The organism is Thiocystis violacea (assembly GCF_016583565.1).
In the GTDB taxonomy this organism is placed as follows: domain Bacteria; phylum Pseudomonadota; class Gammaproteobacteria; order Chromatiales; family Chromatiaceae; genus Thiorhodococcus; species Thiorhodococcus violaceus_A.
Genome location: NZ_NRRF01000017.1, coordinates 71,767 through 81,683 on the forward strand (window position 1 = coordinate 71,767; position 9,917 = coordinate 81,683).

Here is a 9,917-nt window from a genome sequence, read left to right on the forward strand (position 1 = left end):
GGCACGTTCGGACTCGCTCAGGAGATTCGGCTTCGGTCATCCGTCGCGGCGGCACTCGTCGGCAATGGTGTTGACGATGGCGGCGGCATAGCCCTCGAAGCCGTGGTTCACAGAGCCCGAGCCGGCGTCCGATGAGCGCCAGCCGAACATACTCGCGGTCCTTGTAGTCGTTGCAGACCGCTTTCAGCTCTCCAGCCAGAAGGTCACGGGTCCGTCGTTGACGAGACTCACCTGCATGTCGGCCCCGAAGCGCCCGGTCGCGACCGGCGCATGCGTCGTCCGGGCTTGGGAAACCAGATAGTCGAAGAGTCGCTCGCCTTCCTCCGGCGGGGCGGCGGAGGTGAAGCTGGCGCGAGTGCCCTTCTTGGTCTCCGCCGCCAGGGTGAACTGGGGCACCAGCAGCAGACCGCCCTGGATGTCGCGCAGGCTGAGGTTCATGCGGTCGTCGGCATCCGGGAATACCCGGTAGCCAAGCAGACGCTCCAGTAGCCGATCCGCGCGTGCCGTCGTGTCGCCCTTTTGCACCCCGACCAGGACCAGCAGGCCGCGGTCGATGAGGCCGATGACCTCTCCATTCACCTCGACACGGGCTTGCGCGACCCGCTGGAGGAGGCCGATCACCCGAGTTCCCGGGCGAAACGGTCCGTGGCCGCGACCAGGGCGCGGCGGATGCCGGGCTCGAAGGCCGAGTGGCCGGCGTCCGGAATCACCTGCAGATCGGCCGCTGGCCAGGCTTGATGGAGCTCCCAGGCGCTGCGCATGGGGCAGATGAGGTCATAACGGCCCTGGATGATGACGCCGGGAATGCTGGCCAGGCGTTTGGCATCGCGCAGCAGCTGGTTGGGTGCCAGGAAGGCCTGGTTGACGAAATAGTGACATTCGATCCGCGCCAGGCTGAGGGCGACGTGTGGATCGGCGAAGTGGGCCTGTACGCTCGGATTGCCGCGCAGGGTGGCGGTACGTCCCTCCCAGATCGACCAGGCGTTCGCCGCCTCGATGCGCACTGCCGCGTCCTCGCTGGTGAGACGGCGGTGATAGGCGTGGAGCAGATCGTCGCGCTCGTCCGCGGGGATGGGGGCCAGATAGTCCTGCCAGAAGTCCGGGTAGACCCAGCTCGCGCCCTCCTGATAGAACCAGCGGATCTCCTCGTCGCGGCAGAGAAAGATGCCGCGCACCACCAGCGCGGAGACGCGCTCCGGATGCATCTGGGCGTAGGAGAGCGCCAGGGTGGAGCCCCAGGAGCCGCCGAACACCAGCCAACGCTCGATGCCGAGCCGCTGGCGGATGATCTCCATGTCCGAGACCAGGTCCCAGGTGGTGTTGGCCATCAATGACGCATGCGGGGTCGAGCGCCCGCAGCCACGCTGGTCGAAGAGCACCGCCCGATAGCGGGACGGGTCGAAGAAGCCGCGGTGGGCCGGTTCGCAGCCGGCCCCGGGGCCGCCGTGCAGGAAGACGGCGGGGATGCCGTCCGGGCGTCCGCACTCCTCGACATAGAGCCGGTGTCCGTTGTCGACCTCGATCTCGTGGGTCGCGAAGGGGTCTGTGACTGGGTAGAGGGCCGTTTCGTTCGTGTCCATGCGTCAACTGGGTTGCGGTGAATTGGGCGTTTCGGGGGGCAGTACGGATCTTGACCTGCGCGGGCAAGTGCCCCTCGGCTCAACCGAGCTGAGAGACATCCCGCACCGCTCCGTGCGCCGCGCTGGTGGTCATGGCCGCGTACGCCTTGAGCGCGGAGGACACGAGACGCTGGCGATTGACGGGCTGCCAGGCCAGGTCGCCCTTGGCCTCCATGGCGGCGCGGCGAGCGGCGAGGGTCTCGTCCGCGACGGCAAGATGGATGCGTCGGCCGGGGATGTCGATCTCGATCCGGTCGCCTTCCTCGACCAACCCGATGAGCCCGCCTTCCGCGGCTTCCGGCGAGACGTGGCCGATGGACAGGCCGGAGGTGCCGCCGGAGAAGCGGCCGTCCGTGATGAGTGCACAGGCTTTCCCAAGTCCCTTCGATTTGAGGTAGCTGGTGGGGTAAAGCATCTCCTGCATGCCGGGGCCGCCCTTGGGGCCTTCGTAGCGGATGAGGACGATGTCGCCGGCGACGATGCGGTCGGTGAGGATGGCCTCGACGGCTGCCTCCTGGCTCTCGAAGATCCGCGCTGGTCCCTGGAAGCGGAGGTTCTCGGCGTCGACGCCTGCGGTCTTGACGATGCAGCCGTCCTCGGCCAGGTTGCCGAAGAGGACGGCGAGTCCGCCGTCGAGGCTGTAGGCGTGGGCCAGGTTGCGGATGCAGCCGCCCGCGCGATCGAGATCCAGATCCGGCCACTGCGCATTCTGGCTGAAGGCCACTTGGGTCGGGATGCCGCCTGGGGCGGCGAGAAAGCGCGTCTTGGCCTGAGGCGCTTGGCTCGTGACCACATCCCACGCATCCAGGGCGTCCCCGAGCGAGGCGCTGTGCACGCTGCCGGCGTCGCGATGAATGAGCCCGGCGCGATCCAGCTCGGCCAGGATGCCGATGACGCCGCCGGCGCGATGCACGTCCTCCATGTGGTACTTCTGGGTCGCGGGGGCGACCTTGCAGAGGTTGGGCACCTTGCGGCTGAGGCGGTCGATGTCGGCCATGGTGAAGTCGACCTCGGCCTCGCTGGCCGCCGCGAGCAGGTGCAGGACGGTGTTGGTCGAGCCGCCCATGGCGATGTCCAGGCTCATGGCGTTCTCGAAGGCCGCGAAGGAGGCGATTGCGCGTGGCAGGACGCTGGCGTCGTCCGCCTCGTAGTAGCGTTTCGCCAGATCCACCACCAGGCGCCCGGCCTCCAGGAAGAGGTCTTTCCGCGCGGCGTGGGTGGCGAGCAGCGAGCCGTTTCCGGGCAGGCTGAGACCCAGCGCCTCGGTGAGACAGTTCATGGAGTTGGCCGTGAACATGCCGGAGCAGGAGCCGCAGGTCGGACAGGCCGAGCGCTCCAGCTCGGCGACGCTCGCGTCCGTCTCGTTGGGGCTCGCGGCCGCGATCATGGCGTCGACCAGATCGAGATGGACCTCGGAGTCTCCGCGCAGGATCTTGCCGGCCTCCATGGGGCCGCCGGAGACGAAGACCGCCGGGATGTTGAGTCGCAGCGCGGCCATCAGCATGCCGGGGGTGATCTTGTCGCAGTTGGAGATGCAGACCATGGCGTCCGCGCAGTGGGCGTTGACCATGTATTCCACCGAGTCGGCGATGATCTCGCGCGAGGGCAGCGAGTAGAGCATGCCGTTGTGGCCCATGGCGATGCCGTCGTCGACCGCGATGGTATTGAACTCCTTGGCGACCCCGCCCGCGGCCTCGATCTCGCGCGCCACCAGCTGGCCCAAGTCCTTCAGATGGACATGCCCGGGCACGAACTGGGTGAAGGAGTTGACGACCGCGATGATGGGTTTCTCGAAGTCGCCATCCTTCATCCCGGTCGCGCGCCAGAGGGCGCGCGCGCCGGCCATGTTGCGTCCATGGGTGCTGGTTCTGGAGCGGTACTGAGGCATTGGGGAGACCCTGGAATGGATAGAGAACGGATTGGCGCTCAGTATAACGCCATCGTCCGGTCTCTTGAGGGTACCGGGCTGTCGCGACGTCTGAGCGAGGGCGGCTTGAGTGTCCGGCCGCTCAGGGCTGACTGCGAGCGGATGCCTTTCGGGTCTCGGTGATGTGAGCGGGTTCTGCTAGATGGCATTCCAGGCCGACTTGCGCCGGCGCGTGCGCAGGTGCGGCAGGATGATGCCGAGCAGAATGCCGCCGGCCATGACGCCGCCCCCGATCATGAACCAACGCTGATGCTCGGCGTTCGTGATCGACTGGTTCTCCTGCAGGAGGTCGTCGCGCTCCTGGGTGAGCTTGTCGGTCTCGGTCTGCAGACGCTGGTAAGCCTCGGTGATCTCCACGACGTTGGCGGATGCCTGCCGGAGATCCGCAAGCTCCTGGGTCAGCCGTTGATTGTCGGTTTCCAGCGTGGCGGCGGTCTGAACGAGCGTCTGATGCTCTGCCTGCAGACTGGTGAGCGTCTTGGCGAGCGAGTCCGGCTCCTTCATCAGCGCGTCGAGACGCTGCGTCATCTCGGCGACCTGGGTGCGGGCAACGGGTTCGGCCTGCAGTTGGCGCTCCAGCACGAAACCCGTGGTGCCATCTTCCGTCCGCACCCGCGCATAGCCTGTTCTGGCGTCCGTGCTCAGGATCTCCAGTGGCGTCCCGCTGGTGAGCATTCTCAGGATCTTGAAGCGCGTGCCGGCTCCCGCGCGCAGCGTGATCTCGAGCTGGTCGGTCACATAGCCGGTGTCTGCGTAGAGTGTCGTGGCGCCGAGCGCGCTGATGAGGGCCAAGAGGGCGAGGGTGAATCCGTGGCGTGTCACCATGGGTCTCCAGTCTTCGTTCAGGTTCTCTGGGGGCCGCGCTAATCGAATGCCCTCCCGGTCATCGATCGGCGTGCGACGTGAAACCGCGGTTTCCGGGTCGCTCCATGCGCCAGTGCAGAGGTGCTTGAAGAGGCTCTGGTGTCCTTATCCCACGCGGGGCGCGCAAGCAATGCGCCGTTCCCCTGGGGCGAGTGACGGGGCGGTCCAGAGGACGGCCCCGTCGTCGTGGATCGGGCCGTGGCCCTACCGCGGCGGATTGATGAGTAGCTCCAGCAGTGCCTTCTGGGCGTGCAGGCGGTTCTCGGCCTCGTCCCACACGACGGACTGAGGGCCGTCGATCACGGATGCGGCGACTTCCTCTCCCCGGTGTGCGGGGAGGCAGTGCATGAAGAGGGCATCGGTCGCGGCGCTGGCCATGACGGCGTCCGTGACCTGGAAGGGGGTGAAGGCCGCGAGCCTGCGTGCCTGCTCCTCTTCCTGTCCCATGCTGGCCCAGACGTCCGTCGCGACCAGATGGGCGCCTGACGCAGCCTCGATCGGGTCGTGCAGGATGCTGCAGCGGTTGCCGCAGGCGGCGAGCAGTCCGGCGTCGGGCTCGTAGCCCTGCGGGCAGGCGACGCGTAGCTCGAAGTCGAAGAGCTGCGCGGCTTCCATGAAGGAGTGGCACATATTGTTGCCGTCCCCGATCCAGGTGACCCGCTTGCCGCGGATGTCACCGCGGTGCTCGACGAAGGTCTGCAGGTCGGCCAGGAGTTGGCAGGGGTGCAGGTAGTCCGTCAGGCCGTTGATCACGGGTACCTGGGAATGTGCCGCGAAACGCTCGACGGTCGCTTGATCGAAGGTGCGGATCATGACGGCGTCGACCATGCGGGAGATGACGCGCGCGCTGTCTTCGATGGGCTCGCCCCGCCCGAGTTGCGTATCCCGCGCCGAGAGGAAGATGGCGTGACCGCCGAGCTGGGTCATGCCGGCCTCGAAGGAGACGCGGGTCCGCGTGGATGACTTCTCGAAGATCATCGCCAGGGTGCGGTGGGCGAGCGGGCGATGGTCCTCGCCGGCCTTGTGCCTGCGTTTGAGCTCGATGGCGCGTGCGATCAACGCCTTGGCCTCGGCGGGGCCGAGGTCCGTGAGCTTGAGGAAGTGCCGACAATGGGTCTCTTGGGCGTGCATAGGGAATCAGTCTCCGCGACGACGTCGTCAGGCGTTGCCCAGAAAGCCTTGGACGAGGTCGGTGAGTCGCTGCACGAGCAGGTCGGCATCCGCCTGCTCGAAGATGAGGGGTGGCAGGAGCCGAATGACGCGATCGGCGGTCACATTGATGAGGAGCCCCGATGCGAGCGCCATGCCGACCAGGTCGCCGCAGGGGCGATCCAGTTCGATTCCGAGCATGAGGCCGCGCCCGCGGATCTCGACGACCCCGGGGAGTGATCCGAGGGACTCCCGGAATGCGGCGGCCAGGTAGGCGCCCTGGGTGGCCGCGTTCTCGGTCAGTCGGTCCGCGATCAGGGTCTCCAGGACGGCGCGCCCGACCCGGCAGGCGAGCGGGTTGCCGCCGAAGGTCGAGCCGTGCGAGCCTGGCGTCAGCACCTCCGCCGCCGCGCCGCGCGCCAGACAGGCACCGATGGGGACACCGTTGCCGAGCCCTTTGGCGAGCGTCATGACGTCCGGGCGCACGTCGGCGTGCATGTGGGCGAAGACTTGGCCGGTGCGCCCCATCCCTGTCTGGATCTCGTCGAGGATGAGTAGCCAGCCCTCGCGGTCGCAGATCTCGCGCAGGCGCGGCAGGTAGTCGTCCGAGGGAACCTGAATGCCGCCCTCGCCCTGAATGGGTTCGATGAGGATGGCGACGATGTTGGCACGGTTGGCCGCCGCGATCTCGATGGCCTCCAGGTCGTTGTAAGGCACCCGAACGAATCCCTGGACCAGTGGCTCGAATCCGGCCTGGACCTTGCGGTTGCCGGTGGCGGACAGGGTCGCGAGGGTGCGGCCGTGGAAGCTGCTCTCGGCCACCAGAATGGCCGGGTTCTCCACGCCTCTGCGATGGGCGTACAGCCGCGCGAGCTTGATCGCCGCCTCGTTGGCCTCCGCGCCCGAGTTCGCGAAGAAGACGCTGTCCATGCCTGCCAGCTCGCTCAGCATGGCGCCGAGGCGCTCCTGCTCCGCGATCCGGTAGATGTTGGAGGTATGAATGAGTTGTCCGGCCTGCTCGCAGATGGCGTCGCGCACGGCGGGATGGGCATGGCCTAGGCCGCAAACGGCAATACCGGAGAGCGCGTCGAGATAACGCTTGCCTTCGGTATCCCAGAGCCAGACGCCGTCACCTTTTTCGAAGGTAACGGGCAGGCGTTTGTAGGTGGCCATCAAGGGTTCGCTCATGGCGGAATCACCCCGATCGAGCTGCTGGATGGAAAATAAAAGAGGCGGTTCCGCCAATGGGAAACCGCCTCTCTGTGTAAGGCGAAGTGCGGAAATATACCGCTTTGCCTACTGCAAAGACAATATTTTCAGCAAGATATTCGCCGGGTCAGGCCGCGTAGTTGGCGCTCACGAAGTCCCAGTTCACTTTCGCCCAGAGGCTTTCGAGGTATTTTGGCCGGGCGTTGCGGTAGTCGATGTAGTAGGCGTGCTCCCAGACGTCCATGGTCAGCAGGGCGGTCTTGCCCTCGGTCATGGGCGTGCCAGCGTTCGAGGTGTTGTGGATGGCGATGGAGCCGTCCGCGTTCTTCACCAGCCAGGTCCAGCCGGAGCCGAAGTTGCCGGTCGCGGCGGCCTCGAACTCTGCCTTGAAGGTGTCGAAAGAGCCGAAGGTGGCCTTGATGGCATCGCCCAGGGCGCCCGCTGGAGCACCGCCGCCGTTGGGGCTCAGGCAATTCCAGTAGAAGGTGTGATTCCAGACCTGTGCGGCGTTGTTGAAGACGCCGCCGGAGGACTTCTTGATGATGTCTTCGAGCGACATCGCCTCGAATTCGGTGCCCTTGATGCCGTCGTTGAGCTTGGTGACATAGGTCTGGTGATGCTTGCCGTAGTGGTACTCGATCGTCTCGGCGGAAATCGTCGGCGCGAGTGCGTCTTTCTCGTACGGAAGTGCCGGTAATTCGAATGCCATTGTCAGCTTCTCCTGAGTCTTCGCTGTGGTGAGTCGACGCTGTGATGAGCTGTCGCTGTGAAATCCAGATCGTCGTCGAAAAAGGTTGGACCGGATGCCTCTATGTCAACCGGGCTCGTGCGCGGGCGAGCAGCGCGGTCTTGGTTCGTCGGCGAACCTTGGCGGCGTGATCGGTCGCGGCGGAGGTGAGGTCGCCCCCGAATTTTGCAAGGTTGGCGAGTCCTGTGTGACCATGCCGGACGCCTTTCAACCAGGGGGCAAGACGCCCGTGCCGCTCGATCCGATCGACCTCGCGCTCTTTTCCAGCCGTCTCGACGCCGTCTGCGACGAGATGGGGGTGATCCTGCGTCAGGCGGCTTTTTCGCCCAACATCCGCGACCGCCTGGATTTTTCCTGCGCCATCTTCGACCGTTGCGGACTACTCTGCGCCCAGGCCGCGCATATCCCGGTCCATCTCGGCAGCATGGCCTATGCCATGGCGGACATCGTTGCGGCTGTCGACTGGCGCGACGGCGACATGCTCGTCCTGAACGATCCCTATCTGGGCGGAACCCATTTGCCGGACGTGACCCTGGTCGCGCCCCTGTTCATTGGGGGCGAGCTGACCGCTTTCGTGGTGAACCGCGCCCATCATGCAGATATTGGCGCCAGTTCGCCGGGCTCGATGCCGGTCTCCGCGTCCTTGGAGGAAGAGGGGGTGGTCATTTCACCCCGCCATCTGATCCGCGCGGGGGTGCTGGACGATGCCACCTTGGGCGGCATCCTCGGCGCGACACGCAACCCCCAGGACGCGCGCGGCGACTTCCTTGCGCAGATCGGCGCCAATCGCGTTGGCGTCAGGCGTCTGACCGGCTTGGCCGGCGGCATGGGGCGGGAGGGCTTCGACGCGGCCCTCGCCGACCTCAATGCCTATGGCGAGCGTCTGGCGCGTGCCGCGCTGGCGCGGATTCCGGCGGGCGTCTATGGCTTCGAAGACCTCATGGACGACGACGGTCAGGGCAACCGCGACATCCCGATCCGCTTGACGATGACGGTCTCGCCGTCCGGGGTGCGGCTGGACTTCACCGGGACGGCGGACCAGGTCGCTGGCAACATCAATTGTCCGCTCGCGGTGGCGGCTGCCGCCGTGCTCTACGTCTTTCGCTGTCTCATGCCGCCGCAGACGCCCGCCTGCGCCGGCAGCTTCCGCCCGATCAGCCTGCACGCGCCCGCCGGCTGTCTCATCAACGCCCGCCGCCCCGCGGCGGTCGCGGCGGGCAACGTCGAGACCAGCACGCGCCTGGTGGATGTGGTCACCGGTGCCTTGGCGCAGGTGCTGCCGGACCTCATTCCAGCCGCCAGCCATGGCAGCATGAACAACCTGGCGATGGGCTCCCGCGCGCAAGGCCGGGCTTGGGACTACTACGAGACCATCGGAGGCGGCATGGGCGCCGGCGCGCGCGGCGGTGGCTGGTCCGGTGTGCAGACCCACATGACCAATACGCTCAATACCCCGGTCGAGGTCCTGGAGGCGCGGCTGCCGCTGCGCGTCTTACGCTACGCCTTGCGCCAGGGGTCCGGCGGTGCCGGGGCGCGACAGGGCGGCGAGGGCCTGGTCAGGGAGTTGCTGTTTCTCGCGCCCACCGAGGCGACCTTGCTCACCGAGCGGCGGCGCAGGGGCCCCTGGGGGTGCGCGGGCGGTGAGCCTGGGGCGCGTGGACGCAATCTGGTCAACGGGCGGGAGGTGCCGGGCAAGACCTCTGTCTTGCTCCAGCCGGGTGACGCTCTGACCATCGAGACCCCCGGCGGTGGCGGCTGGGGGCGGACGACACTCGCCCGAGGCCGCGGCATCCGAGGGTCTTGAGGTCATTTCCGGGAAATAACGGACCAACGGCATTGAATGTAGGATGGGCAAAGCCCGCGCGATGCATTCGGTTCGGAACGCTGGTGACCGACGGGCGTGCCCATCCTTCCAGTTGGGAGCCTTGCAAGATGGGCACGTCCGTCCAGCGCCGAGGCTGCATTTGAGCCTGGAGCGCGGACTTTGCCCATCCTACCTTCCCCAGCTTCTTGGGTCTGGTCATTTCCGGAATTCAGGCCTTGGTCATCGGTTGGTTGCGCCAGGCAAAGCCTGGAAGGAGAGGAAGATAGCGGACGGATAAGCGAATCGGAAACTCCTTGTTGCGGCCCACCGGGTGAAAGTCCCGAGCCGGTAAGGATTGGCCATCCACCGGAACCGAGTGTGGCGTGGTGCGGGAGTGATCCCGGCTGCGAAGCGAACACAGGGGGCGTGTAGGCTGTGTGATAGAGCCCCGAAACTGATGCCAGCGGAGCCGACGCATTCCAATCACCGGAAGGCAACAGTCTCGGCATTGTACTGGCCTGATGCCGAGACTCCGCCGGGGTCTGAGAGCAGGGCATGCACGCACGGGTCGCCCAGGAACCTGGGAGGGCTCAGTCG

At 66.5% G+C, this 9,917-nt stretch carries 8 protein-coding genes; 1 reads left to right on the forward strand and 7 read right to left on the reverse strand.

Features of this window, described 5'->3' with window-relative positions:
* Positions 1 to 183: 183 nt before the first annotated feature.
* From dtd to CKO23_RS09595, 7 genes are all read right to left on the reverse strand, one after another.
* Positions 184 to 621, reverse strand: a complete 438-nt coding sequence (gene dtd, locus CKO23_RS09565; protein WP_200330419.1) for a D-aminoacyl-tRNA deacylase — start codon at positions 619 to 621, stop codon at positions 184 to 186.
* Entirely contained in the window at positions 618 to 1,580 is a 963-nt protein-coding gene (pip, locus tag CKO23_RS09570; RefSeq protein ID WP_200330421.1) for a prolyl aminopeptidase, read from the reverse strand. The genes dtd and pip overlap by 4 nt, the downstream gene beginning before the upstream one ends.
* A gap of 79 nt (positions 1,581 to 1,659) precedes the next feature.
* The gene (gene ilvD / locus CKO23_RS09575; RefSeq protein ID WP_200330423.1) at positions 1,660 to 3,507 is read right to left on the reverse strand and encodes a dihydroxy-acid dehydratase; all 1,848 of its coding nucleotides are present in this window, start codon (positions 3,505 to 3,507) and stop codon (positions 1,660 to 1,662) included.
* A 177-nt stretch (positions 3,508 to 3,684) separates the two neighbouring features.
* A complete protein-coding gene (locus tag CKO23_RS09580) occupies positions 3,685 to 4,371 on the reverse strand; it encodes a TIGR04211 family SH3 domain-containing protein (protein WP_200330425.1) in 687 nt (228 codons plus the stop codon).
* Between the two features lie 243 nt (positions 4,372 to 4,614).
* The gene (argF, locus tag CKO23_RS09585; RefSeq protein ID WP_200330427.1) at positions 4,615 to 5,541 is read right to left on the reverse strand and encodes an ornithine carbamoyltransferase; all 927 of its coding nucleotides are present in this window, start codon (positions 5,539 to 5,541) and stop codon (positions 4,615 to 4,617) included.
* 27 nt (positions 5,542 to 5,568) lie between these two features.
* Positions 5,569 to 6,747 carry an aspartate aminotransferase family protein gene (locus CKO23_RS09590; RefSeq protein ID WP_200330429.1) on the reverse strand — a complete coding sequence of 393 codons (1,179 nt, stop codon included), beginning with the start codon at positions 6,745 to 6,747 and terminating at the stop codon, positions 5,569 to 5,571.
* 148 nt (positions 6,748 to 6,895) lie between these two features.
* Positions 6,896 to 7,477 (reverse strand): Fe-Mn family superoxide dismutase, encoded by a 582-nt coding sequence (locus CKO23_RS09595; RefSeq protein ID WP_200330431.1) that lies wholly within the window; start codon positions 7,475 to 7,477, stop codon positions 6,896 to 6,898.
* Positions 7,478 to 7,709: 232 nt separating this feature from the next.
* On the opposite strand from CKO23_RS09595, the gene CKO23_RS09600 reads away from it, so the two are divergent.
* Complete coding sequence (locus CKO23_RS09600) at positions 7,710 to 9,320, forward strand: hydantoinase B/oxoprolinase family protein (protein ID WP_200330433.1); 1,611 nt, start codon at positions 7,710 to 7,712, stop codon at positions 9,318 to 9,320.
* Positions 9,321 to 9,917: the final 597 nt, after the last annotated feature.